Here is a 21942-nt window from a genome sequence, read left to right on the forward strand (position 1 = left end):
AGAGGTGAAGGGACCGGGGCGGGGCGGCCATCCCGTCAGAACACCCCGAGGTGTTGCGCGATCGTCGCCTCGTCGGCGGCGAGCGCCGCGGCCGTGCCGGTGAAGACCACGGAGCCCGTGTTGATGAGAGCGACGTCGTCACAGAGCTCGAGCGCCAGCTTGATGTTCTGCTCGACCAGCACGATCGACAGGCCTTCGCCCCTCAGCCGTGCGATGATTCGCCCGACCTCGGCCACGATCTGCGGCGCGAGACCTTCCGAAGGCTCGTCCATCAGGAGCACGCGGGGGTTGGTCATGAGCGCGCGGCCGATGGCGAGCATCTGCTGCTCCCCGCCCGACATCAGGCCCGCATGCTGCGACTGCCGCTCGCGCAGGCGCGGAAACATCGCGAAGACCGAGTCGAGCGACCAGGCCACCGGCGCGTCCTTCGCGGGCCGGCGCGCCGCCACCGCGAGGTTCTCGCGCACGGTCAGGCTGCGGAAGATGCGCCGCCCCTGCGGCACGATCGCGACGCGCCTCGACGCCATGGCTTCGGGCGAAGGGCGGCGGACGGTCTCGCCCGCCACGGCGATGCTGCCCCCGCGCGTCTGCACGAGCCCCACGATGGCGTTGAGGCAGGTGGACTTGCCGGCGCCGTTGCGCCCGAGCAGGCCCAGCAGGCGCCCCGCCCCGAGGCGCAGCGACACGCCGTGCAACACGTGGCTGTCGCCGTAGAAGGCCTGGACGGCGGACAGGGCGAGGATGTCAGTGGCCAAGGTACACCTCGCGGGTGCGCGGGTCGGCGACGACGTCGGCGCGGGAGCCTTCCACGACCACCTCACCGAAGTTGAGCAGGGTGATCCGGTCCGCGAAGCCCAGCGCGACATCCATGTCGTGCTCGATCATCAGCACGGTGACGTCACGCGGGATCTCCGACAGCAGGCGCGCGATGTCGTGGCGCTCGTCGCTCGACAGGCCCGCGAAGGGCTCGTCGAGCAGCAGCACCTTCGGTTCCTGCGCCAGCGCCATGGCGATCTCGATGCGCCGACGCTCGCCGTAGGAGGTTTCGGACAGGAGCCGATGCCTGAGGTGGGCGAGGCCGACGCGGGCCAGGGCGGCCTCGGCCCGCTCGGCGAGGGCATGCTGGCGGTCGAGCGAGACGAAGGGATTCCAGCGCAGCGGGGACAGGCCGAGCAGCGCCAGCGTGACGTTGCGCAGGATCGTGTCCGCGCCGAACAGCGTGATGATCTGGTAGGTGCGGGCGAGGCCGAGGTGGGCGCGCGCCCGGCTCGGCTCCCGCGTGATGTTTTGCCCCATCAGCGAGATCGTGCCGCTCGTCGGCCGGAGGTCGCCGGTGATCTGGTTGAACAGCGTCGTCTTGCCCGCGCCGTTCGGCCCGATGATCAGGCGACGCTCGCCGGGCTCCACGGTCATGTCGACGTCACGGGTGACCTTGAGGCCGCCGAAGTTCTTGCTGAGGCCGCGGATGGCGAGGGCGCTCGTGGACGCGGTCATCGGCCCGCCTCGGCGCGGACGCGCAGTTCGCGGGGCTGCTCGGAGGCTCCCTCGGATGCCGGCACCTCCGCCTTCCCAGGCCCGCACAGGCCGCGGTAGGCGGAGCGGACGAGCCGGGCCGTGCCTGGCACGAGCCCTTCGGGCATGAAGCTGATGATCAGCACGAAGACGATGCCGAGGACCATGTTCCACCGCTCGACGTAGGCGCTGACCACGTTCTTCATGATCACGACGAGGGCGGCTCCCACGACGGGGCCGGCCAGGGTCGCGGTACCGCCCGAGATGACCATCAGCAGCACTTCGGCGGAGCTCTGCAGCGACATCACCTGAGGGCTGATGAACTGGTTGTAGTAGACGAACAGCAGGCCCGCGACCGCGCTCCAGAAACCCGACAACGTGAAAGCTAGGAAGCGGATCGTCCACACGTCGAAGCCCAGCGCGCTCATGCGGCGGGGCTGGTCGCGCGTGCCGCGCAGGCTCGCCCCAAAGGGCGAGCGCACGAACAGCACCATGGAAGCCGCGCAGACGAGGAAGGCCAGCAGCGTCAGCCAGTAGAAGGCCGACGGGTCGGCGAGGCTCAGGCCCAAGGGCGACGGCCGGTCCGCCACCGTGACACCGTTGTCGCCGTTGGTGAGGCTGGCCCAGCGATAGGTGAGGCCCCAAAGGATCTGGCCCAACGCCAGCGTGATCATGAGGAAGCCGATGCCCGTCGCCCTGAGCGACAGCACGGCGAACAACGCCGACATCAGCACCGTGACGACGAGCGCTGCCAGCACGGAGGCGAGTTGGCCCTGGCCGGACGCGAGGAGAAGGCCGGCCGTGTAGCCCGACACGCCGAACAGGGCGGCGTGGCCGAGCGAGGTGAGACCCGCGTAGCCCACGAGCACGTTGAGCGCGAGCGCGAAGACGGCGTAGAAGAGGATCTGCGTGGCTATGTTGACGTAATAGCTGTCCGCCAGCCACAGGGGCAGCGTGGCCAGCGCCGCCGTGCCGAGCAGCAGGGCTACGCCCTGGATGACGTTCACGCGGCTCATAGCGCCACCCGCCCGAGCAGGCCTTGCGGGCGCACCAGAAGCACGATCAGCATCGGCAGGAACAGGATGACGTAGGACAGATCCGGAAGCATGGCCTGCCCGAAGTTATAGAGAAAGCCGATCAGAAGACTGCCGAGCAGGGCGCCGACGAGGCTGCCCGCCCCGCCGAGGATCACCACGATCAGCGCCAGCGGCAGCATGTCGGCGTCGAGGCCCGGATAGACAGACAGGATGGGTGAGCCGACCACGCCCGCGAAGCCGGCGAGGCCCGCGCCCAGGCAGAAGACGAACGTGAACAGACTGGACACGCGGATGCCCATGGCGCGGGCGATGGGCGCGTCATCGACGCCGGCGCGGATCATCGCGCCGAGCCGAGAGTGCTCGATCAGCAGCCAGAGGGCGGCCGCCACCGCGACGGCGAGGACCACGACGGCGAGCCGATACAGTGGCACGGTGGTCCCGAGCGCGGCGACGCTGCTCCGCAGACCCGCCGGGGTGCCGGGTTGGATGGGATCGCCAGTCCAGATCATGAGGCAGAGATCGGCGACGATGAACGAGAGGCCCAGAGTCAGAAGCACCTGGGCAAGCGGCTGGCCCGCGAGGCGCCGCAACAGGACGCGCTCGACGAGCCCACCCACGATCAGCGTCACGCCGGCCCCGGCCAGGGCGGCCAGCCAGAAATCGTATCCGCGTTGCGCCAGGCTCGCGCCCACATAGGCGCCGAGCATGAAGAACGAGCCATGCATCAGGTTGGGGATGCGCATCAGGCCGAAGATGAGCGAGAACCCGGCCGACAGGAGAAACAGCAGACCACCGAAGCTTATGCTGTTGATCGTGAGCAGCGACCACATGTCGATCACTCCAAGTTCTTCGCAGGCGGGCTGTCTTTCGCGTAGACCGGCTCCTTGAGGAATGTGGCCGGATCATAGGTCCAGAACTGGCTGACCTTCTCGTAGGTCTTGACGGTGGCGTTGACGAGCTTGCCGCCCTGCCGCTCGCAGCGCCTCACGAAGACATCGCCCACCACGTTGCCGTATGTGTCGAAGGTGAAGGGCCCCCGCGGCGTATCGGTCAGGGAAAGGCCCTTCAGGGCCGCCATGAAGGCGTCCTTGTCATCCGTCTTGCCGCCGAGTTTGGCGATGGCACCCTCGACGCATTGACCGGCGATATACATGCCGGCCGAGTATGCGCCGGGCACGACGCCGTAATCCTTGTCCATCGCCGCGACGAAGCGCTTGTTGCTGTCCGACCCGTAGTCGGAGGTGTAGAAAGTCGACGAATAGGCGCCGACGGCCTCGTCTCCGAAGCTTTTCAGCAGCGCGTCGTCGAAGGCCGTCCACCCGCCGGTGACCGGCACCTTGCCCTTGAGGCCGACGTCAGCGTAGGCGCGCAGGAACTTCAGTGGGTTCGAGCCTGCGAAGCCCGTGAAGACGCCGTCGACCTGACCGATCTGGGCGATGAAGGGCGTGAAGTCCGGGGCGTTCAGCGGCGGCCACAGCTTGCGCACCACCTTGCCGCCCTCGTCCTCGAAGACGCGCTGGAACGCGGACACCTGCTCGTAGCCGAAGGCAAAGTCTTCGGAGATCGTCGCCACGCGCTTGAGGTGCATCTCCTTCAGGGCGTAGTCGGCCATGACGTGCGAGCACTGGCCCGAACTCGCGGCCGGGCGGACCACCCATGGGTTGACATGCCGCTGCGTGACGTCCTCCGCCGCCGCGAGGCTGATCAGCGGAACCTTGCGGGCGCGGACGTAGTCCGTGACGGCCAGCAATTCGAAGGCGGCGAGCGGCCCCAGGATGACGCCGACCTTGTTGCGCTCGACGAGTTCCTGCGCCTTGGTGCGAGCGCCCGCCGGGTTTCCGCCTGTGTCGGCCGCAATGAGCTCCACGGCACGGCCGGCGAGCGTGGAGCCTTTCTCCTTCAGGAAGGTCGCGAGGCCCTGTTCCATCTGCAGGCCGCCCTGCGCCAGCGGCCCCGTGCGGACCGTGAGCAGCCCGATGCGAAACGGCTCGGCCTGCGCGCGCAGCACCGCCGGCATCGCCACGACGGCGCCCGCGGCGAGTCCGCCTTTGAGGATCTGGCGGCGTGTGGTCATGGTGTCCTCCCCCGACATGCGCGGCGCCTTTTGGCGTCCGCGTCCTCATCGTGGCCCACCGGGGATCCGGGGGCTGCTTCCGACCTGCCACCACCGTAGAAGCGGGCTTCGCGCGTACAAATTATATGATCGCGCCCGCCCGATCAGATTGCGTGATGGCTGTGCCGCCTTCCGCCCGACGTGCCATCCCGGCACGGGCTTCGAGGACGCGGCACACGGCCGCCGTGTCGAGGTCCGCGAAGCCGCGCGCGAGTGCGTCGTCGTAGACCGGGGCGCTCGCCTTGAAGAGGGGAGCGTCGACGCCGAGTTCGGCCGCGAAGCGCCCGATGACGTCCATATCCTTCTGCCACGTCGACACTTTCATCGTCGCGGGCTCGTAGACATCCTCGGCCATCATGGGCGCGCGCAACGCGAAGACGCGGGAGTTGCCGACGCCGGCTCCGACGAGCTTGACGATCTGGTGCGGGTCCAGCCCGGCCCGCATGCCCAACACCATGGCCTCGGCCGAAGCCACGTTGTGGATCGCCACGAGGAGGTTGGCGACGAGCTTCATGCGCGTCCCGTTGCCGAAAGCGCCGAGGTCGTGGGCTTCGCGCGCGAGGTCGGCGAAGGCGGGCATCATCTCCGCAACCGCGGCCGCCTCGCCGCTCGCGTAGAAGACCAGGTCCTTCACCTTGGCCTGGGCGCCCGTGCCGGAGACGGGGCAGTCGAGCGGGCGGTGGCCGGCCCTCGACAGGACGTGCGCGAAGGCGAGCTTGTCCTCGAGCGCGAGGGTGCTGGCGTCCGCGACGACCCGCCCCTCGGCCCCAGATGCCACCACCGCGGCCGCCGTCGCGGCCGCGGCTGCGGCGCTCGGCAGACTGGTGAGGATGAGCGGCGCGCGCCGGGCCAGGTCAGCGACGTCCGCCGCAGGAGCCACCCCGTCCGCCTCGGCCTCCGCGCGACGCGCCTCGCTCACATCGAAGCCGACCACATCCCAGCCCGCGGCGACGAGGTTGCGGGACATCGCACCTCCCATGATGCCGAGGCCGATGATCCCAATGCTGCCCTTCATGGCCCCGCCTCCCGCTGTCCCGTGACGCGCCGTGATCGCGCTTGTCGTGCTTACGGAGCATGATATCGTTTTTTATCGATAGATAAATAGCGGAGTGATCGATGCACGTCGGAATCATAGGACTCGGCCGGATGGGGCAGGCTATGGCCGAAAGGCTGCATGAGGCCGGGCACGTGATCGTGGGATGGAACCGTACGCCCGGTCGGCTGGATGGAAGCGTGGGCGAAGAGGCCGCGAGTCCGCGCGCGCTCGCCGACGGGGTCGAGGTCATCATATCCATGCTGACCGACGCCGCCGCGATCGAGGCCTGCTATCACGGGCTGGACGGCGTCCTGTCGGCGCCGCTGGCCGGCAAGCTCGTGATCGAGATGAGCACCGTACGCCCGGAGGTCGAGGTCGCGCTCGCCCGGTCCGTGGCCGAGCGCGGCGGGGCCTTCGTGGAATGCCCCGTCGGGGGGAGCGTCGGGCCGGCGCGGAGCGGCAGCCTGCTCGGCCTCGCCGGAGGAACGGACGAGGACGTAGCGCGGGCCCGCCCCGTGCTCGACGCGCTGTGCCGCCGGGTGGAGCATGTCGGCCCCGTCGGATCCGGCGCCAGCATGAAGCTCGCCATCAACCTACCCCTGCTCGTCTTCTACCAAGCGCTCGGTGAGGCCCTGACACTGTGCCGCCACCTCGACCTCGATCCCGGATGGCTGGTCGGCTTCTTCTCCGAGACGTCCGGAGGCGCCAACGTGCTGAAGGGGCGAGGGCCGGCCATCGCCGAGGCGCTGGCGGGGGGTGCACCGGCGACCACCTTCGACGTGGCATCGATCCGGAAGGACCTCCGCACCATGGTGGCCGAAGCGGGATCCCTCGGAGCCAGGCTGCCGCTCGCCGAAGCCACGCTGGCGGTCTACGACGAGGCTGCCTCGGCGGGCTGGGACGCGCGGGACGGGGCCGCGCTGCCCTCGTTCTGGCGGACGCGCCACCGACCCGCCGACGGCGCCGTCACGGCGCCGTGAACGGCTCGGGAGCACCGGCGGGCAAGGGAACCTCGAAGGCCTGGATCGTCATGGAGATCAGGCCGTAGTAGCCGAGCACGCCGACGAGGTCGACGACGCCGACGCGGCCCAGCTCCGCGACGGCGCCCGCGAAAGTCTCGTCGGAAACGCGACGGTCGCGCAGCAGCTCGACGGCGAAGCGGTAGACGGCGCGCTCGTCCGCGGCGGCGAAGCCGGGCTCCCGGCCGAGCCGGATCGCCTCGACGACCTCGGGATCGAGCCCGGCCGCCAGCGCGATCGGGGCGTGGACGGCCCATTCGAAGCCGGCCCGCCAATGCGCGCCGGTGACCACGATGGCGAGTTCGGACAGGCGGGCCGGCAGGCTCGTGCCGTAGCGGCAGAAGGCGCCCAGCGCCTGCGCTTTGTCGGCCAGGCCCGGGCTGTTGACCCAGACGCGGAGCGGCCCCTCCACGACACCCCGCGGACCCGCCAGGATGGCGTCGTAGACGCGGCGCCCCTCGGGCGGCAGCGTCGCGGGATCGATGTCGTCGAGGCGCGGCATGGTGGTCTCCGGAAGGCGCGGGGGCCGGTGTCGAGCGGCGTCAGGCTTCGACCGCGACGGGCTGGTTCTCCGCGGCCGAGCGGCACACGGCTTCCAGCACGGCGACGTTGCCGACCTTCTGCCCGTCGGTGAACGGGTAGGGCGACCCCGTTTCGGCGGCCCGTGCGAAGGTTTCGAGCCCGGCCCGCACCGTGTCGGTCCAGGGATAGTCGCGCGTTTCGCGGCTGCCATCGCGGCGCTGAAGGGTGAAGCTCGTCGGGCCCGGCGTGTCGGGGTGGGTGTGGTTGCGGATCTCGATCCAGCCCTCGGAGCCGAAGATCGTCAGGCCGATGTACATCGGCGTCACCAGGATGGCGTTAATGTAGCCCGTCGCCCCGGACGCGAAGCGCATCAGCACCGAGATGACGTCGCCCGTGTGGCGGTAGGCGACGCGGCTCGCGGTCGCGGCATAGACTTCGGCGACGGGCCCGATCAGGTCGAGGTAGAGGTCGGTGAGGTGGATGCCCATGGCCGTCATGCCGGCGGCGGGCGCGTCGCGGGGGGAGGCCCGCCAATCGCCTTCGGGCACATGCGCGAGCTTGTCGTGGCTGAAATTCGCCTCGGCGTGCATGATCGTGCCGATGGCCCCTTCGCGCAGCAGGCGCCGGGCTTCGCCGATCGCCGCCTCGTAACGCCGCTCGTGGCCGATACCCAGCATCACCCCCGCATCGCGGCAAGCCGCGACGGAGCGCTCAGCGTCGGCGCGGGCGAGGCCGAGCGGCTTCTCGCAGAACACGTGCTTGCCGGCCCGCGCAACGGCCTCGACCTGCGCCGTGTGGAGCGCGTGCGGCGTCGCCAGGATGACGGCCCCGATCCCAGGGTCGGACAGCACCTCCGACAGGTCGGACGCGAAGCCGACGCCGTGCTCGGCCGCGAACGCGGCGCGGGCGGGGTCCCGGTCGACGGCCCTGACGATGCGCAGAACCTCGGATCCGGCCATACGCCGGATGATGTGCTGGCCCCACCACCCGAGCCCGACGACGGCAGCATCGATCATCTGTTGGTTTCCTCAGGAGTCGGCCCGCGGCCGGCATGGGAAGGCGGGCTCGCGGCCGCCATCGCGGGGTGTCACGCGTCGGCGGACAGCGGCAGGTGCGTGCCGTAACGGCCGCCGGCGAAGACCAGAGGATCGCCATCGCGGTAATGCGCCCTGACCACCCGCCCGACGAAGATCACGTGGTCGCCGCCCTCGATCGTGCTCTCGGTCCGACATTCGAAGATGGCCAGACTCGCGTCGAGCATGGGGCAGCCGCCGATGCCGGGGCTGAAGTCCACGCCCTCGAACTTGTCGTGCCGCGGCGTGGCGAAATGGCGGGACACGTCGGTCTGCCGGCTCGACAGGACGTTGACGACGAAATGGCCCGAACTCTTGAAGCGCTCCAGCGAGGGGGCGAGCAGGCGAAGGCTCCACAGGACCAGCGGCGGGTCGAGCGACACCGCGGTGAAGGAGTTGGCCGTGAGCCCCTCATATCGGCCGTCCATCTGCGTCGTGACCACGGTCACGCCGGTGGCGTAACGCCCGAGCGCGTTCCGGAGGAGGCGCGGGTCGGCGCCGGCCTGGTCGAGGGGAAGGGATGTCATCGTCATGGCGGCAAGCTAGGCGCCATGCCGAGGAACGAAAAATGATTGTTTCTTCTTATCTGCATCAGAAAATCGGATGAGCCGCGGGTAGACTGCGATGGTTGGGACGCTTCAAGACATCAGGCTCTTCGTCGCTGCCTATGAGGAGCGGTCGTTCACGGCGGCGGGCCAGCGCGAGAACGCGACGCAGTCGGGCGTGTCCCAGCACATCCGCAAGCTGGAGGAGCGATTTCGGATCAACCTGTTCACGCGCGACAAGGGCCGCATCACGCCGACGCCCGCCGGCGACAGCTATTACCGCTGCGCCCTGGACGTGCTCCGCGCCCATGACGCCGCCACCAAGGTGGCCCAGACTTTTGCGACGGGCCTCGCGGGCGACGTGGTGGTGGGCCTGATGCCGACGATGACGCGCTGTGTCCTGGCGCCCGCATTGGCCGCCTTCAGCGACGCCCATCCCAACGTGTCGCTGCGCATCGTCGAGGGCTACAGCGGGACGCTGACCAAGCTCGTCCAGGCGGCCGAGCTCGACTTCGCCGTCCTGCCCGCGACGGCCGGCTTCGTGGGGCTCCGGAGCCGCCACTACCTGACCACGCCCGAGGTGCTGGTCGGTTCGAAGAGCCATGCCGGCCGCCGCAGCCTCGACCCGGTCCGCGCCCGCGACCTCGGGCCGCTCCGATTGGTGGTGCCGAGCCGCGTCAACACGCGGAGGATGACGATCGACCGCTATTTCGATTCCAACGGCGTCAAGATCGAACGCCTGATCGAGCTCGACGCCATGCTGGGGACGCTGGATCTGGTCGGCCGCTCCGATTGGGTGGCGGTGCTGCCCGGGATCATGATGGCGGGCGACGCGGAACCCGAGAACCTCGTCATCAACCCGCTCTCGGCGCCGGTCCTCAAGCTGGATCTCGTGGTGGTGGAGCCGACCCACCGCACCCTGTCCCCCCCGGCCGATGCTTTCCTGGCGCGCCTCGTCGAGGAGGGGCGGCGGCTCAACGCGCGCTGGGACGATGCGGGCGCAGGCTGCGCTCCCTGATTGCGGCCCGACGGCGACCCTCGAGAGGTCAAGGAGCCTCACGCCGCCTGGAGGAAGCCCTCCACGGTCCGCGCGAACAGCTCCGGCTGCTCGGCGCAGGCCTGATGCGCCGCCGCGGGGATGACCGACAGGGCCGCGCCAGGGATGCCGTCGGCGAGGGCGCGCGCCATGGCGGGCGTCGTCGCCTCGTCGGCCTCGCCGACCACGACCAGGGTCGGGCATGCGATCCGCGCGAGGCAGGGTGCGATGTCGTAGCCCAGGATGGCCTCGCAGCAACCGAGGAAGCCCTCGGCCGGCGTGGCCGCAATGGATTCCGCGAAGCGGCGCACCAGCCCCGGGTTCGCAGCACGGAACTCCGGCGTGAACCAGCGGGCGAGGGTGCCGTCGACGACGGCCTCCGTCCCGCCGGCGCGGACGGCGTCCATGCGGGCCCGCCAGCCGGCGTGCAGGGCTTCCGGATAGCCGGCGGTGGTGTCGGCAGCGACGAGGCGGGCGACGAGGTCGGGGCGGTCGAGCGCCAGCGTCAGCCCGACCATGCCGCCGAGCGACACCCCGACCCAAGCCGTCCCGGCGGCCCCGAGCCCGTCGAGGAGCTCAGCCGCGTCCCCCGCAAGCTCCGCCATCGCGTAGGGCCCGTTCGGGGCGGGGCTCGCGCCGTGCCCGCGCAGGTCGAGCCGCAGCACGCGGTGGCGCCGGGCCAGCCGCGCCGCGAGGTCGTCGAAGAGCGTGAGGTTGCTCGCCAGCGAATGGGCGAGCGTGACCCAGGGCCCGTCCCCCTCGATCCTGTGGTGCAGCCTCATCGCCCTGCCCTTCCGTTCCCGACCGCGGAGACCTTCACCCGTCGTTCCGGCCCCCGTAGCGCCGCACGCGGATGTCGGCCTGCTCGGCGTGGCCGACGAAGCCCTCGAGCCGGCACAGGCGCGCGCAGCGCTCGCCGACGGCCGCGCTCGCGGCGTCGGTCGTGACTCGCTGGTAGGTGCAGGTCTTGAGGAACTTGCCGACCCAGAGCCCGCCGGTGTAGCGCGCGGCCTTGCGGGTCGGCAGCGTATGGTTGGTGCCGATGACCTTGTCGCCGTAGGCCACGTTGGTGCGGGGCCCGAGGAACAGCGCTCCGTAATTGGTCATGCGGGCGAGGAAGAAGTCCGGGTCGCGCGTCATCACCTGGACGTGCTCCGAGGCGATTCGGTCGGCCTCGCGCACCATCTCCTCGTCGTCCGCGCAGACGATCACCTCGCCGTAGTCGGCCCAGGACCGGCCCGCGAGGTCGGCCGTGCCGAGGGTGCCGAGTTGACGCTCGATCTCCGCCATCGTGTCGCGCGCGAGCTTCTCGGAGGTCGTCAGCAGGACCGCGGGCGAGTTGATGCCGTGCTCCGCCTGGCCCAGGAGGTCGGTCGCGCAGATCTCGCCGTCGACGCTGTCGTCGGCGATCACCAGGGTCTCGGTCGGACCGGCGAAGAGGTCGATGCCGACGCGCCCGAAGAGCTGGCGCTTGGCCTCGGCCACGAAGGCGTTGCCCGGACCCACCAGCATGTCGACCGGGGCGATCGTTTCCGTCCCGAGCGCCATGGCGGCGACGGCCTGGACGCCGCCGAGCACGTAGATCTCGTCGGCGCCCCCGAGGTGCATGGCGGCGACGATCGCGGGGTGAGGCTCCCCGCCGAAGGGCGGCGCGCAGGCGACGACGCGCCCCACCCCCGCCACCTTGGCGGTGACCACGCTCATATGCGCGGAGGCCACCATCGGATACTTGCCGCCGGGGACGTAGCAGCCGACCGCCGCGACGGGGATGTGCCTGTGGCCGAGCACGACGCCCGGCAGCGTCTCGACCTCCACGTCCGCCATGGAGGCGCGCTGGGCCCGCGCGAAGTTCCGCACCTGGTCCTGGGCGAAGCGAATGTCGTCGAGGTCGCGGGCGGACACCCGCGACAGGGCCCGCTCCACCTCGCCTTCCGACAGGCGAAAGCTGTCCGGCGACCAGCGGTCGAACTTCGCCGACAGGTCGCGCACGGCCGCGTCGCCCCGTGCGCCGACGTCGGCCAGGATGCCTTCCACCGTGGCCCGCGTCGCGGCATCTGCGGCGGCTGCGGCCTCCGCGTCCCGGCCGCGCTTCAGATATCGTGCCATCGCTTCCCTCCCATGGTCCCGGTCGTCGCGCTCCTCAGCGCACCCGGCAGTCGGGCTCCAGGCCCGTCGCGGCGATGGCTGCGACGGCGCAGGTCTCGTCGTTGTCCGACGTGTCTCCGCTGACGCCGACGGCGCCCACGATCTCCCCGTCCTGCCGCACCAGCACGCCGCCGGGGACCGGGATCATCCGCCCGGAGGAAGCAGCCGCGAGCGCCCCGAAGAACACCGGTGCGGACGCGGCTCTCTCGGCCAGCGCACGGGATGGCAGGCCCATGCCCAGCGCTCCCCATGCCTTGCCCAGGGCGATCTCGAAGCGCAGGATTCCCGAGCCGTCGCTCCGCTTGGCCGTCTTGACGTGCCCACCCGCGTCCAGGACCACGACAGTCAGGGGTGCGAAGCCGCGCGCGACGCCTTCAGAAAGGCAAGCTTCGGCGATCCTGTCCGACACAGCCAGGGAAAGGCTCGACATGATCACTCCTGACGTCCCGGGATGCGGACGACTGCACACGCCGGATGCGTTACGCCGCGCAGCTCTCCGCCGCGCCGGTAAGGTGACCTCGACCTATCGTGAGCCCCCCCCGCGCACGAAATGATCGTTCCTGATCCCCCTCATCAACAAAGATGATGCGGCAGCGCCGTCGAACAAATTCCTATGTCGCCGCTCGACTCAAACCCGGTCGGGCCTGCATGCCGCCGCACCCTTGAGGTCTTCTTTCGAGAACGGCACATCACGGACGTCGGGATATTTCCCCGCCGATACCACCGAGCGTCGCGGGAATGATCAGGGTGGCCGGCGCGCCGTCGTCCCGCAGCGTTTCGAGGCGGCGGTTGCGGCTCTCGATCCCGAAGAACAACACGACAACACTCTGGATCACGAGCAGCCCGATCATCAGGTCGAGCACACCGGCGACACCGTAAGCGTTGAACAGCCAGACCACGAGGAAGGGCGTCACCACCGTGGCGCCGCGGCCGAGCGTGTTGCAGAGCCCGGAGGCGCGCAGCCGCACCTCGGTCGGGAACAGCTCGGGGATGTAGATGCCGAATAGCAGGGCCACGAGCACGTAGATCGGGATCGTCAGGGCGAAGCCGACCAGCGTCAGCGCCACGGGGTCGGACACCGCCGGGTAAACGATGGCCAGGGCGGAGGCCAGCAGCGAGGCGCCGATGATAGTCGGCTTGCGCCCCCACCGGTCGGCGGTCAGCGCGCCGATGCCGGAACCGACCGGGGCACCCAGGCCCATCAGCAGCGCGAAGCCGGACGATTGCGCGACACTGAGCCCCTGCTTGACGAAGAAGGTCGGCAGCCAGGCCACGAAACCGTAAAGCACCGTGTTGATGACCACCAAGCACAGGCATCCGACCAGCAGGCGCGACAGCAGCGGCGGCGCGAACAGCGTTCCGAGGCTCGCCGGCACTCCTACGGGCAGAACGGGGGCTGGCGGGGGGAGCGGACCCGTCGCCGCCTCGGCTTCGCGCTCGATGGCCGTGAGCAAGGCTTCAGCCTCGTCGGTGCGACCGACGCTTTCGAGCCAGCGCGGCGACTCGGGCAGGCTCTTGCGGGCGTACCAGACGACGAGGCCGCCCAGCCCGCCGATGACGAACATGGCACGCCAGCCGAAGGCCGGGATGATCAGCCAGCCGACGAGCGAGGCGATGGGCAGGCCCGTTACCACGAACACGGCCATGAGTCCCAGCCAACGGCCGCGCGACCGGGCCGGCACGAACTCGGTCAGCGTCGAGTAGCCGACGACGTTCTCGGCCCCGAGCCCGATGCCGATGACGAAGCGCAGGACGATCAGCACTTCCATGTTCGGCGCGAAGGCGGCCGCCAGCGAGGCGAGGCCGAAGACGAGCAGGTTGGCTTGGTAGGTGAAGCGACGGCCGTACCGGTCGCCGAGGAAGCCCGTCATGAACGAGCCGACCATCATGCCCACGAAGGTGGCCGACACGAACAGGGCGTTCTGCCCCATCGTCGAGAACCCGCCCTTCAACGTCGCCCCCAGCACGGTGCCGGCCGTGTAGATGTCGAAGCCGTCGAAGAACATCCCGACGCCAATGAGCCAGATGATCCGGTGGTGGAACCTGCCGATGGGCAGCCTGTCCAGGCGGCCCCCTGCGTTCACCGCGTCCGTCATGACGATGTCCTCCCGTCAGATTGTAGTGGAGGCACCCGTCTTGGCGCGGGCCGGCTCTCCGGTTGGGGTGCCGGGCGGCGCGAGGAGGTCCTTCCCCGCGCCTCCAGATGTCAGTTGAGGCGCCCCTGGCCCGCCGTGTCGCGGTACCAGTCGAAGTCGCGGCGGTCGGCGGTGCCGAGCATCACGCTCTTGACCTCGAAGTGGTCGTCGAAGCTTTCGGTGCCGAACTCCCTGCCGATGCCGCTGTCGCCGACGCCGCCCCACGGGGACGCGGGGTCGAGGCGATGGTGGTCGTTGATCCACACGATGCCGGCCTTGACCGCCCCGGCGACGCGGTGGGCGCGGGCGACGTCGCGCGTCCTGACCGCCGCGGCAAGGCCGAAGGGCGAGTCGTTGGCGAGGCGCAGCGCCTCCTCCTCGGTCTCGAAGCGTGTGACTGAGGTGAAGGGGCCGAACACCTCCTCCTGGAAGATGCGCATGTTCGCCGACACGTCGGCGAAGACGGTGGGCTCGACGAAGTAGCCGCCCTCGTGGCCCGGCACGGTCGCGGCGATGCCGCCGGCCACCAGTCGCGCGCCCTCGCCGTTGCCGTAGCCCGCGTAGCTCAGCACGCGGTCGCGCTGCCTGCCCGAGATGACGGGGCCGAGCTGGGTCGAGGGGTCGAAGGGGTCGCCGATGCGGATCGACTTGGCCTTGGCCGCGAGCTTCTCCACGAACTCGTCGTAGACCGAGGCCTGGACGATGTGGCGGCTCGCGCAGACGCAGGTCTGGCCCGCCCCGATGAAGGCGCCGAAGGCCGCGTAGTTCACCGCCTGGTCGACGTCGAAGTCGTCGAAGACCATGACCGGGGTCTTGCCGCCGAGTTCCATCGTCTGGTGGGCGAAGACGCGCGCCGCCGCAGCGCCGGCGATGCGCCCCGCCTCGGTGCCACCGGTCAGCACGAGCTTGTTGATGTCGGGGTGCTCGGCCAGGTGCTTGCCCGTGGTGGGCCCGAGCCCCAGCACCACGTTGAACACGCCCTTCGGCAGACCCGCCTCGCTGAAGATCTCCGCGAGCTTGAGCGTTGTCAGGGGCGTGTACTCGGACGGCTTCACCACGGTGGTACAGCCTGTCGCCAGCACGGCGGCCAGCGACTTGCACATGATCATCAGCGGATGGTTGAAGGGCGTGCAGTTCGCGACGACGCCGATGGGCTTGCGCAGCGTGTAGTTCAGGTACGGTCCCTCGACCGGGATGACGCTGTCGCGGCGCGCGAGGGCGAGGCCGGCGAAGTAGCGGAAGAAGTCGGGCAGGCGCGCGAGCTGGGCGCGCGTCTCATTGACGGGCCGGCCGTTGTTGAGCGTTTCCAGCCGGTAGAGCGCGTCGAGGTTGGCCTCGAAGGCGTCAGCCATGCGGTTCACCAGGCGGGCGCGGGCGCGGATGTCCATCCCGCCCCACTCGCGACCCTCGAAGGCGGCCCGTGCGCTCTTCATGGCGCGGTCGACGTCGTCCGGGCCGCTGTTCGGGATCCGGGCGATAACCACGCCAGTCGCCGGATTGCGGACGTCGATCATCTCGCCCGTGCCGGCTTCGATCTCGGCACCGTCCACGAAGTTGCCGTGCTCCTCGACCCGTCCGGCCGCCTTGTCGAGCGCGTTCATGCTGTCCTCCCTTATTGTCGTTCGAGCGTCCGGCGGGTGCGCGGGACGCGGGTCACGTCAGTTCACGATGGCGGCGCGCGACAGCGCCGCCAGGATCCGTTTTTCTGCCTTGGCGACGTGGTCCCGCACCAAGCGCGCAGCGGTACGGGCGTCCCGCGCCTGTACGGCGTCGATGATGGCGACGTGCTCGGCGACGAGTTGCGCGGGGTCGCGGCCCCGGATGCCGGACAGGCTCGCCCGGGTCAGCCGGTCCGATTGCTCGATGAGTTCGCGCGCCGCACGGGCCATGCGGCGGTTCCCGCTCGCGGCGGCGAGGGCGGCGTGGAAGTCGCGGTTATAGGCGATGAAGGCGTCGTGCTCGCTGTCATCCGCGAAGCTGCGGAAGGCGTCGAGCCCGTCGAGTGTCTCCGCCGAGGCAGCCTCACAGGCTTCGGCGACGCAGGCCGGCTCCAGCGCCTGGCGAAAGCGCAGGAGGTCGCGGGCGTCCGAAACTGACACGGCGTTGACCCGGTAACCCTGCCGCGGGAGCACCGTGACGAGCCGCTCCTGTTCGAGCCGCAGAAGCGCCTCGCGGACCGGCTGGCGGCTGACCTCGAAGCGCGCTGCGAGGTCGGCCTCCCGCATGTCCTCCCCCGGCGCTAGGCGGCAGAGAAGGATCTCGGACCGGATGGCGGCGTAGACGTTGTCGCGGAGGGAGGATGGCTTGTCGTTCATACAGGATGCAAAATGGCATTGCTGAAATATCACGTCAAGTGAAATGCACGACTTCCGCATCGTGCGCTTCCAGCCTATCGTCGCTGGCAGCGGGGGTTCCCTGTCGATCAGGAGAGCGGAATGGACGAGGTTTTTGCGCGGGGCACGGTGTCGGTTTCGCTCAGTGGCGAGGGGCCGCCGCTCTGGCTGTTCCACTCGCTCCTCGCGGATCGGGACAGCTTCGCCGCCGTGCGCGGACCTTTGTCCGAGCGGTTCGCCGTCCACCTGCCCGAGCTGCCCGGCTTCGGGGCGTCATCACCCGTTCCGGGCGGCCTGGCCGCCGTCGCCGACCGCATGGCCGACGCGCTGCGGGACCGGGGCGGCGAAACTCCCGTCGTGCTGGGGAACGGCTACGGCGGGTTCGTGGCGCTGCAGATGGCCATCCGGCATCCCGGCCTCGTGCGCGGCCTCGTGCTGGCCGACTGCGGGGCGTGCTTCTCCGAACCCGGACGTCAGGCCTTCCGCGCCATGGCGGCCGGCGTCGAGGCGGGAGGGCCGGCGAAGATCGCCGATGTCGCCATGCGCCGCCTCTTCGCGCCCGAGTTTCAGGACACGCATCCGGACCTGATGGCGGGGCGGCGCGCCGCCTTTCTCCGAACCGCTCCGGACGTGCTCGTCGCGGCCTGCCATGCTCTGGCGACGCTCGACCTCAGGGCGGAAGCCGGGCAGGTTCGCGTCCCGGTGCTCGTGCTGGTCGGCGGGCAGGACGAGGCGACGCCGCCGGCCATGTCCCAGGAACTCGCCGCCCTGCTGCCGGATGCCCGACTCGCCGTGCTCGACGGCTGTGCCCACGTGCCCCAGCTTCAGGACCCGGCGGCTTTCCTCGCCGCGGTCGAACCCTTCCTGGCGGGGCAATGAACGAGGCCCGGCGAGAGCCGTCCAGTCGGGCGCGTCATGCCGTCCCGGTTCGACCGCTTCGCGATGCGAGGACGGGCTTCGCGGGAAGCGCCGCGCGGTCTTCCGATCCGCGATCCGGCTTGTTCAGCCTGATCGCGGATCAGTCCGCGTCCATGATGGCGACGGCCCGGCACCAGCCGGCGGAGGCCCGCTCGATCTTCACCGGCAGGCAGCTCACCGTGAAGCCCGTCGCCGGCAGCTGTTCCAGGTTGTGCAGCTTCTCGATGTGGCAGTAGCCGGTGTGGCGCCCGGCCTTGTGCCCTTCCCAGATCAGGGAGGCGTCGCCCGTCTCGGCATACTTCTTCGCCGTGTGCACGAAGGGCGCATCCCAGCTCCATCCGTCGGTGCCCGTCACCCGCACGCCGCGGTCGAGGAGGTACATGGTCGCGTCGTAGCCCATGCCGCAGCCGCTCGCGACGTAGTCGTCCTGCCCGAAACGCAGGCCCGCCGCGGTGTTGACGACGACGATCTCCAGCGGGCTGAGCGCGTGGCCGATGCGTTTGAGTTCTGCCTCAACGTCCGCCGGGGTGGCGACGTAGCCGTCCGGGAAGTGCCGGAAGTCGAGTTTGACCCCGGGCTGCAGGCACCAGTCTAGCGGGACCTCGTCGATCGTCATGGATCTCTCCCCCCGGTTCATGGTCGGGTGGTAATGCCAGGGCGCGTCGAGATGGGTGCCGTTGTGGGTCGAGATGGCGACGCGCTCCACCGCCCAGCCGGCGCCGTCGGGCAGATCCTCTCCTTTCAGGCCCGGGAAGAAGCCGAGCAGGCCGGGCAGCGAGGCCCTGTGGTCGATGTACTCGATCGAGGGCTTCTGGATCGGCGGATCCGCCGGGATGTCGTTCGCGAGCGGGACCGAGAGGTCGATGATCCTGCGGGCCATGGCGTGTTCTCCCTTCAGCTCCGGCTTCAGTTCTGGCGCTCGACCCTGTTCCTGAGGACGCCGATCCGTTCGACCTCCAGTTCGATCTCGTCGCCGTGTTCGAGGAAGCGGCCCGTCTCCAGGCCGCAGCCATTCCCCACCGTGCCCGAGCCGATGAACTCGCCGGCGAACAGCGTCTCGTCCCGCGACATGTGGGCGATGATCTCCTCGAAGGAGAACAGCATGTCGCGCGTGCGGTTGGTGCAGCGGGTCTCGCCGTTGACTCGCGCCGTCATGGCGAGGTCGTAGGGATCGCCGATCTCGTCGGGCGTGACGATCCAGGGGCCGAGCACGTTGGCGCCGTCGAAGCTCTTGCCCTTCGCGGGACCGAGGCGGCCGGCCATCTCGCGCATCTGCTGGTCGCGGGCCGAGAAGTCGTTGAAGATCGTGTAGCCGAAGACGTGGTCCCGCGCCGCGGAGGCGGAGATGTCCGTGCCCGTCCGGCTGAGGAAGATCCCGAACTCCAGCTCGTAGTCCATCACGCGGCTGTAGCGCGGCCAGCGCACGGTGGTGTTCGGTCCCCGCACGATGAGCCGGTTGGTGATGTAGTAGATCGGCATCTGCCGGTACACGTCGGCCAGCGGCGGCAGCGGCTCGGCATCGATCCGTGCGCGGGCCTCCGCGTCGTCCCCCGCGGCGAGGTGCATCGCCCCGCGCCCGGACTGGCGGATGTGCGTCTCGAAGCTCATGCCGTCGCGCATCTGGCGCGGCTCCGGCACGGGCGCCAGGAGCTCGACGTCGCGGAGCTCCGCCGATAGGTCCTCGTCCCGCCCCCGATCGTCGAACAGGCGCCGCGCCCGGTCGAGGCCTGCCGGGCCGGCGTCGATGAGGTCCAGCATCGATCCGAACGGGTGTGCGCCGTCCCCGGCCCGCCCGGCCGCGGCGGCGAGGTCGAACAGGCGGTCGTCCGGCCCGTGCACGATCCCGATACGGATCTCGCCGCCCCGGCGATAGGTCGCCAGCTTCGTCATCCCCGTCCTCCCTTGCGAATATATATATTTTGCGCTTCTATGCAGAAACGCGGAAGGGCTCGCTGTCAAGGGCTCGCCGGAGGGAGGACGACATGGCCAAGCATCTGGGCCCGGCCGGGCTGCTCGCGCTCCTCGCGCTCCTCGCCGGCGGTCCCTTCTCCGGCGGCATCGCGGCGCGTGCCGGCACGCCGCTCGCGATCGGCTGCACGGCGACCACCGACTGCGCTTCGGCGGCCCTCGGCGTCGAGGACGGCATCTTCGCCCGCCACGGCCTCGATGCCACCCTGACCCTGATCGGCCTCAACTCGAACATTCCGGCGGCCCTGATGTCGGGCTCGCTGCAGATCGGTGGACCGACGCCCTCCGTGTTCCTGCAGGCGGTCGACGGCGGGCTCGACCTCGTGGGCGTGGCGGGCGCCTCCTCCACCTCGCCCGCGACCGCCGACACGGCCGCCACCGTGGTTCGGGCCGGCGAGACCGTGAAGAGCGCGCAGGACTTCGTCGGCAAGAAGGTCGGGGTGCCGGGCATCGGCGCCTTCCTCGACGTGCTGTTCCGGCGCTGGCTCATCGGGCACGGCGTCGACCCCGCCAAGGTGTCCTTCGTCGAGGTGACGTTCCCGACGATGAACGACGTGCTGAAGTCGGGATCCGTCGACGCCGTCGTCACGGCGGAGCCGGTGCTGGGGCGGATCGTCAGGGCCGGCACCGGCACGGTGGCGGCCGAGTTCCTGGCCGATGTGCCGCCGAAGGAGCCGCAGATCCTCTATGCGGCGACGCGGGCCTGGGCCGAGGCCAACCCGAAGACCGTCGCCGACTTCCGGGCGGCGATCGCCGAGGCCGCGAGTGCCGTCAACGCCGACCCCGACCGGGCGCGCGCCGCCCTGTCGCGCTTCACCAAGCTGCCGCTCGACCTCGTCAGGACCATGAAGGTTTCGGTGTCGGACCCGGTCCTCACCGAGCCGGGCCTCGCCTGGTGGGTGGATACGATGAAGAAGCAGGACATGCTGCAGGGCAGCCTAGATGTGAAGGCGCTGCTCGTCCCGTGACCGCCACCGCATCTACGGGCGAGGTCGGCCGAGCGCGGGAAGCGCGCGCAGAGGAGACGCTTGGCGAGCGCGCGGCGTCGCTGATCGAACGCGACATCCTGTCGGGCGCGCTGGCCCCGGGGCTCCGCCTCGGCGTGCACGCGCTCTCGGGCGCCTACGCGATCGGCACGACGCCGGTGCGCGAGGGGCTGTCACGGCTGGTCGCGCGCGGCATCGTCACCGCCGTCGGGCAGCGAGGCTTCCGCGTCGCCGACGTGAGCCGCGCCGATCTCGAGGACATTACGCGCGTGCGCGTCCTCGTCGAGACCGAGGCGCTGGCCACGTCCATGGCTCGCGGTGGCGACGCCTGGGAGGTCGGCATCGTGGCGGCGCTCCACCGCCTGCGGCTCTGCCTGGAGCGCGCCCCGGAGGGGATGGCGGAAGGGTCGGAGGAGTTCGACCGCTGCCACAGGCAGTTCCACCGCGCCCTCCTGGCCGGCTGCGGCTCGGCGCGGCTGCTCGCCCTCCACGACGACCTTTACGCGCAGGCCTACCGGTACCGGCGGGTGATGATGAACCGCCTCGGGGCGCCGGAGCGCTTCCTCCAGACGCACGAGGCGCTCGCCGAACTCGTGCTCGCGCGGCAGGCCGAGGCCGCGCAGGAGGGCCTCGCACGCCACCTCGATCAGACGCTGGCGACCGTCTACGGCGAAGGCGCGGAGGGCGCGGCGTGAGGATCTCTTCGCGGACTGCCACCGCGGATGCGCGGGCGATCGACGAGGGGCGGGCTCCAGGCTTCGCAGCACCCGCCGCCGTGGGTGCCCCGAGCGGCGCCGGTCCCGAACCGTTGATCGCCTTCTCGGGCGTCCGCCTCGACCTCCAAGGCCGAACCATCATCGCCGGGCTCGACCTGACGATCCGGCGGGGCGAGGTGGTGTCGGTCGTCGGCCCGTCCGGCTGCGGCAAGACCACGGCGCTGCGGCTCGCGGCCGGCCTCGTCCGGGCGAGCGCCGGCAGCATCCTCTACCGCGGCAGGCCGGTCACGGCGCCGCGCCGCGACATCGCCATCGTGTTCCAGGACTACGGGCGCGCCCTCCTGCCCTGGCGCACGGCCGCCGGCAACGTCGCCCTGGCGCTCGAAGCCGGCGGCGTGCCGCGGGCGGAGCGGGCCGGCCGCATCGACGCGCTGCTGACCAGGGTCGGCCTCGCCGGCCAGGGCGACAAATATCCGTCGCAGATGTCGGGCGGCATGCAGCAGCGCCTGCAGATCGCGCGCTGCCTCGCCCAGGAGCCGGGCGTCCTGCTGATGGACGAGCCCTTCGGCGCGCTCGACGCGATGACGCGCCAGGGCCTGCAAGACGAGATGCTGTCCATCGTCGCCGACACGGGCGCGACGGTGTTCTTCGTGACCCACGACCTCGAGGAGGCCGTCTACCTCGGGGACCGCGTGATCGGCCTCCTGCCCCACCCGGGCCGCGTCGGGCTGACGCTCGACGTCGACCTGCCACGGCCCCGCGACCAACTCGCGACGCGGGAGCATCCGGAGTTCCTGCGGCTCCGCCGCGCGCTGTTCGACTTCATCCACCAAGCTGAAGGATGACGC

General features: G+C 70.4%; 23 protein-coding genes. 6 read left to right on the forward strand and 17 right to left on the reverse strand.

What is annotated here, in order from left to right; genetic code table 11:
• Nucleotides 1–35: 35 nt before the first annotated feature.
• The 6 genes from L7N97_RS10990 to L7N97_RS11015 all read right to left on the reverse strand — a co-directional run bounded on the left by L7N97_RS10990 (nucleotide 36) and on the right by L7N97_RS11015 (nucleotide 5677).
• The gene (locus L7N97_RS10990; protein WP_237478327.1) at nucleotides 36–755 is read right to left on the reverse strand and encodes an ABC transporter ATP-binding protein; all 720 of its coding nucleotides are present in this window, start codon (nucleotides 753–755) and stop codon (nucleotides 36–38) included.
• Complete coding sequence (locus L7N97_RS10995) at nucleotides 745–1494, reverse strand: ABC transporter ATP-binding protein (protein WP_237478328.1); 750 nt, start codon at nucleotides 1492–1494, stop codon at nucleotides 745–747. Before L7N97_RS10995 ends, L7N97_RS10990 begins: the two co-directional genes overlap by 11 nt.
• Nucleotides 1491–2528 carry a branched-chain amino acid ABC transporter permease gene (locus tag L7N97_RS11000; RefSeq protein WP_237478329.1) on the reverse strand — a complete coding sequence of 346 codons (1038 nt, stop codon included), beginning with the start codon at nucleotides 2526–2528 and terminating at the stop codon, nucleotides 1491–1493. The genes L7N97_RS10995 and L7N97_RS11000 overlap by 4 nt, the downstream gene beginning before the upstream one ends.
• Nucleotides 2525–3379 (reverse strand): branched-chain amino acid ABC transporter permease, encoded by an 855-nt coding sequence (locus L7N97_RS11005; protein WP_237482179.1) that lies wholly within the window; start codon nucleotides 3377–3379, stop codon nucleotides 2525–2527. The genes L7N97_RS11000 and L7N97_RS11005 overlap by 4 nt, the downstream gene beginning before the upstream one ends.
• Nucleotides 3380–3384: 5 nt before the next feature.
• The gene (locus L7N97_RS11010) at nucleotides 3385–4623 is read right to left on the reverse strand and encodes an ABC transporter substrate-binding protein (RefSeq protein WP_237478330.1); all 1239 of its coding nucleotides are present in this window, start codon (nucleotides 4621–4623) and stop codon (nucleotides 3385–3387) included.
• Nucleotides 4624–4744: 121 nt separating this feature from the next.
• A complete protein-coding gene (locus L7N97_RS11015) occupies nucleotides 4745–5677 on the reverse strand; it encodes an NAD(P)-dependent oxidoreductase (RefSeq protein ID WP_237478331.1) in 933 nt (310 codons plus the stop codon).
• 101 nt (nucleotides 5678–5778) lie between these two features.
• Between L7N97_RS11015 and L7N97_RS11020 the strand changes: the two genes are divergently transcribed.
• Nucleotides 5779–6678, forward strand: a complete 900-nt coding sequence (locus tag L7N97_RS11020) for an NAD(P)-dependent oxidoreductase (RefSeq protein ID WP_255721645.1) — start codon at nucleotides 5779–5781, stop codon at nucleotides 6676–6678.
• Here the strand turns inward: L7N97_RS11020 and L7N97_RS11025 are convergent.
• The 3 genes from L7N97_RS11025 to L7N97_RS11035 form a co-directional block, all read right to left on the reverse strand.
• Nucleotides 6665–7219: a carboxymuconolactone decarboxylase family protein gene (locus L7N97_RS11025; RefSeq protein ID WP_237478333.1), complete on the reverse strand. Its 555-nt coding sequence runs from the start codon at nucleotides 7217–7219 to the stop codon at nucleotides 6665–6667. The two genes, L7N97_RS11020 and L7N97_RS11025, sit on opposite strands and share 14 nt — an antisense overlap.
• Before the next feature lie 40 nt (nucleotides 7220–7259).
• On the reverse strand, nucleotides 7260–8255 hold the full coding sequence (locus tag L7N97_RS11030; protein WP_237478334.1) for a Gfo/Idh/MocA family protein: 996 nt from the start codon (nucleotides 8253–8255) through the stop codon (nucleotides 7260–7262).
• Between the two features lie 71 nt (nucleotides 8256–8326).
• The gene (locus L7N97_RS11035; RefSeq protein WP_237478335.1) at nucleotides 8327–8845 is read right to left on the reverse strand and encodes a flavin reductase family protein; all 519 of its coding nucleotides are present in this window, start codon (nucleotides 8843–8845) and stop codon (nucleotides 8327–8329) included.
• A 91-nt stretch (nucleotides 8846–8936) separates the two neighbouring features.
• Here L7N97_RS11035 and L7N97_RS11040 point away from each other — a divergent pair, with 91 nt between their 5' ends.
• The gene (locus tag L7N97_RS11040) at nucleotides 8937–9875 is read left to right on the forward strand and encodes a LysR family transcriptional regulator (RefSeq protein ID WP_237478336.1); all 939 of its coding nucleotides are present in this window, start codon (nucleotides 8937–8939) and stop codon (nucleotides 9873–9875) included.
• Between the two features lie 38 nt (nucleotides 9876–9913).
• Here L7N97_RS11040 and L7N97_RS11045 read toward each other — a convergent pair whose 3' ends face one another.
• From L7N97_RS11045 to L7N97_RS11070, 6 genes are all read right to left on the reverse strand, one after another.
• The gene (locus tag L7N97_RS11045) at nucleotides 9914–10675 is read right to left on the reverse strand and encodes an alpha/beta fold hydrolase (RefSeq protein ID WP_237478337.1); all 762 of its coding nucleotides are present in this window, start codon (nucleotides 10673–10675) and stop codon (nucleotides 9914–9916) included.
• A gap of 34 nt (nucleotides 10676–10709) precedes the next feature.
• Nucleotides 10710–11999, reverse strand: coding sequence for a histidinol dehydrogenase (gene hisD, locus L7N97_RS11050; protein ID WP_237478338.1), 1290 nt, complete (start codon nucleotides 11997–11999; stop codon nucleotides 10710–10712).
• A 34-nt stretch (nucleotides 12000–12033) separates the two neighbouring features.
• Nucleotides 12034–12468, reverse strand: a complete 435-nt coding sequence (locus L7N97_RS11055; RefSeq protein ID WP_237478339.1) for a GlcG/HbpS family heme-binding protein — start codon at nucleotides 12466–12468, stop codon at nucleotides 12034–12036.
• A gap of 259 nt (nucleotides 12469–12727) precedes the next feature.
• On the reverse strand, nucleotides 12728–14134 hold the full coding sequence (locus tag L7N97_RS11060) for an MFS transporter (RefSeq protein WP_237478340.1): 1407 nt from the start codon (nucleotides 14132–14134) through the stop codon (nucleotides 12728–12730).
• 110 nt (nucleotides 14135–14244) lie between these two features.
• The gene (locus L7N97_RS11065; RefSeq protein WP_237478341.1) at nucleotides 14245–15774 is read right to left on the reverse strand and encodes an aldehyde dehydrogenase; all 1530 of its coding nucleotides are present in this window, start codon (nucleotides 15772–15774) and stop codon (nucleotides 14245–14247) included.
• Between the two features lie 57 nt (nucleotides 15775–15831).
• Entirely contained in the window at nucleotides 15832–16488 is a 657-nt protein-coding gene (locus L7N97_RS11070; protein ID WP_237478342.1) for a GntR family transcriptional regulator, read from the reverse strand.
• Nucleotides 16489–16608: 120 nt separating this feature from the next.
• Between L7N97_RS11070 and L7N97_RS11075 the strand changes: the two genes are divergently transcribed.
• Nucleotides 16609–17385: an alpha/beta fold hydrolase gene (locus tag L7N97_RS11075; RefSeq protein WP_237478343.1), complete on the forward strand. Its 777-nt coding sequence runs from the start codon at nucleotides 16609–16611 to the stop codon at nucleotides 17383–17385.
• Between the two features lie 139 nt (nucleotides 17386–17524).
• On the opposite strand, the gene L7N97_RS11080 is transcribed toward L7N97_RS11075, so the two are convergent.
• Nucleotides 17525–18304 carry a cyclase family protein gene (locus L7N97_RS11080; protein WP_237478344.1) on the reverse strand — a complete coding sequence of 260 codons (780 nt, stop codon included), beginning with the start codon at nucleotides 18302–18304 and terminating at the stop codon, nucleotides 17525–17527.
• A 26-nt stretch (nucleotides 18305–18330) separates the two neighbouring features.
• Complete coding sequence (locus tag L7N97_RS11085) at nucleotides 18331–19314, reverse strand: fumarylacetoacetate hydrolase family protein (protein ID WP_237478345.1); 984 nt, start codon at nucleotides 19312–19314, stop codon at nucleotides 18331–18333.
• Between the two features lie 92 nt (nucleotides 19315–19406).
• Between L7N97_RS11085 and L7N97_RS11090 the strand changes: the two genes are divergently transcribed.
• The 3 genes from L7N97_RS11090 to L7N97_RS11100 all read left to right on the forward strand — a co-directional run bounded on the left by L7N97_RS11090 (nucleotide 19407) and on the right by L7N97_RS11100 (nucleotide 21939).
• Entirely contained in the window at nucleotides 19407–20360 is a 954-nt protein-coding gene (locus tag L7N97_RS11090; protein ID WP_237478346.1) for an ABC transporter substrate-binding protein, read from the forward strand.
• Nucleotides 20357–21073: a GntR family transcriptional regulator gene (locus tag L7N97_RS11095; RefSeq protein WP_237478347.1), complete on the forward strand. Its 717-nt coding sequence runs from the start codon at nucleotides 20357–20359 to the stop codon at nucleotides 21071–21073. Before L7N97_RS11090 ends, L7N97_RS11095 begins: the two co-directional genes overlap by 4 nt.
• Before the next feature lie 80 nt (nucleotides 21074–21153).
• The gene (locus L7N97_RS11100; protein ID WP_428981056.1) at nucleotides 21154–21939 is read left to right on the forward strand and encodes an ABC transporter ATP-binding protein; all 786 of its coding nucleotides are present in this window, start codon (nucleotides 21154–21156) and stop codon (nucleotides 21937–21939) included.
• Nucleotides 21940–21942 lie beyond the last annotated feature (3 nt).

The sequence above is a fragment of the Lichenibacterium dinghuense genome, assembly GCF_021730615.1.
Classification (GTDB): Bacteria; Pseudomonadota; Alphaproteobacteria; order Rhizobiales; family Beijerinckiaceae; genus Lichenihabitans; species Lichenihabitans dinghuensis.

Excerpts from the sequence above, each read along its gene's own strand:
- L7N97_RS10995 (WP_237478328.1), bottom strand. The coding sequence starts at position 1,494 with ATGACCGCGTCCACGAGCGCCCTCGCCATCCGCGGCCTCAGCAAGAAC.
- L7N97_RS11000 (WP_237478329.1), bottom strand. The coding sequence starts at position 2,528 with ATGAGCCGCGTGAACGTCATCCAGGGCGTAGCCCTGCTGCTCGGCACG.
- L7N97_RS11005 (WP_237482179.1), bottom strand. The coding sequence starts at position 3,379 with ATGTGGTCGCTGCTCACGATCAACAGCATAAGCTTCGGTGGTCTGCTG.
- L7N97_RS11010 (WP_237478330.1), bottom strand. The coding sequence starts at position 4,623 with ATGACCACACGCCGCCAGATCCTCAAAGGCGGACTCGCCGCGGGCGCC.
- L7N97_RS11015 (WP_237478331.1), bottom strand. The coding sequence starts at position 5,677 with ATGAAGGGCAGCATTGGGATCATCGGCCTCGGCATCATGGGAGGTGCG.
- L7N97_RS11020 (WP_255721645.1), top strand. The coding sequence starts at position 5,779 with ATGCACGTCGGAATCATAGGACTCGGCCGGATGGGGCAGGCTATGGCC.
- L7N97_RS11025 (WP_237478333.1), bottom strand. The coding sequence starts at position 7,219 with ATGCCGCGCCTCGACGACATCGATCCCGCGACGCTGCCGCCCGAGGGG.
- L7N97_RS11030 (WP_237478334.1), bottom strand. The coding sequence starts at position 8,255 with ATGATCGATGCTGCCGTCGTCGGGCTCGGGTGGTGGGGCCAGCACATC.
- L7N97_RS11035 (WP_237478335.1), bottom strand. The coding sequence starts at position 8,845 with ATGACGATGACATCCCTTCCCCTCGACCAGGCCGGCGCCGACCCGCGC.
- L7N97_RS11040 (WP_237478336.1), top strand. The coding sequence starts at position 8,937 with ATGGTTGGGACGCTTCAAGACATCAGGCTCTTCGTCGCTGCCTATGAG.
- L7N97_RS11045 (WP_237478337.1), bottom strand. The coding sequence starts at position 10,675 with ATGAGGCTGCACCACAGGATCGAGGGGGACGGGCCCTGGGTCACGCTC.
- hisD (WP_237478338.1), bottom strand. The coding sequence starts at position 11,999 with ATGGCACGATATCTGAAGCGCGGCCGGGACGCGGAGGCCGCAGCCGCC.
- L7N97_RS11055 (WP_237478339.1), bottom strand. The coding sequence starts at position 12,468 with ATGTCGAGCCTTTCCCTGGCTGTGTCGGACAGGATCGCCGAAGCTTGC.
- L7N97_RS11060 (WP_237478340.1), bottom strand. The coding sequence starts at position 14,134 with ATGACGGACGCGGTGAACGCAGGGGGCCGCCTGGACAGGCTGCCCATC.
- L7N97_RS11065 (WP_237478341.1), bottom strand. The coding sequence starts at position 15,774 with ATGAACGCGCTCGACAAGGCGGCCGGACGGGTCGAGGAGCACGGCAAC.
- L7N97_RS11070 (WP_237478342.1), bottom strand. The coding sequence starts at position 16,488 with ATGAACGACAAGCCATCCTCCCTCCGCGACAACGTCTACGCCGCCATC.
- L7N97_RS11075 (WP_237478343.1), top strand. The coding sequence starts at position 16,609 with ATGGACGAGGTTTTTGCGCGGGGCACGGTGTCGGTTTCGCTCAGTGGC.
- L7N97_RS11080 (WP_237478344.1), bottom strand. The coding sequence starts at position 18,304 with ATGGCCCGCAGGATCATCGACCTCTCGGTCCCGCTCGCGAACGACATC.
- L7N97_RS11085 (WP_237478345.1), bottom strand. The coding sequence starts at position 19,314 with ATGACGAAGCTGGCGACCTATCGCCGGGGCGGCGAGATCCGTATCGGG.
- L7N97_RS11090 (WP_237478346.1), top strand. The coding sequence starts at position 19,407 with ATGGCCAAGCATCTGGGCCCGGCCGGGCTGCTCGCGCTCCTCGCGCTC.